The 778-nt window shown below is 60.5% G+C and carries 1 protein-coding gene; it reads left to right on the top strand.

Going from position 1 to position 778, the window contains the following annotated elements; translation table 11 throughout:
* Nucleotides 1-42: 42 nt before the first annotated feature.
* A partial coding sequence (locus FEF27_RS13080; RefSeq protein ID WP_138171318.1) for an IS3 family transposase occupies nt 43-778 on the top strand: 736 nt, incomplete at its 3' end.

The raw sequence follows: 778 nt of genomic DNA, 5'->3' as shown, positions 1-778 counted from the left end.
AACCCAGGACACGTCACCTACTTGATTCAGGAGGATTGGAACATGACCAGCCCTAGGACGGGGTATTCCCCGGAATTTAAGCAGCGTGCTCTGCGGATGATGGAGGACCATCGCCGCATTGAGGAGTCATCACGCTGGAGCGCGGCCGCTGCAGTCGGTGAGAAGCTTGGTGTCTCGCCGCATACGTTGAACAACTGGGCGAAGCAGGCCCGCAGGGATGCTGGTGAAGAGTCTGGCGCCACCAGTGATGAGCTCACTGAACTGACGCGGCTGCGCCGGGAGGTTCGAGAACTCAAGCGCGCCAACGAGATTCTGAAGTCTGCATCANAAGCAGAAGGTGGGTTCATCACCTCTCGCGGCTACCGGGCTGCCAAGACCAGGGTCCGTTCAGCCAGGGATCTCAAAGACGACATGCTGATCCCTGAGATCCAGCGCATCTACTCAGCGAATTACAGTGTCTATGGGGTGCGGAAGATGTGGCACGCCATGGGCCGAGAAGGCTGGGACATCGGCCGGGACCAGACCTACCGACTGATGCGCAAAGCCGGGATCACCGGAGCCGTGCGGGGCCGCAAGCCTCGCACCACGGTGCCCGTCCCGGTCCCGGATCATCGTCCTGACCTGGTAGAACGCAACTTCAAAGCGCCTGCCCCGGGGCGGCTTTGGGTAGCCGACATCACCTACGTCAGAACATCAGCGGGATTCGTCTACACCGCCTTTGTGATCGATGCCTACAGTCGCAGGATCATGGGCTGGGCGACCAGGTCTTCGATGACCA

The organism is Nesterenkonia sphaerica, from assembly GCF_005771565.1.
Lineage (GTDB): Bacteria > Actinomycetota > Actinomycetes > Actinomycetales > Micrococcaceae > Nesterenkonia > Nesterenkonia sphaerica.
Note: the sequence above shows the minus strand (reverse complement) of the source record. Positions and strands in the feature narration are given on the sequence as shown.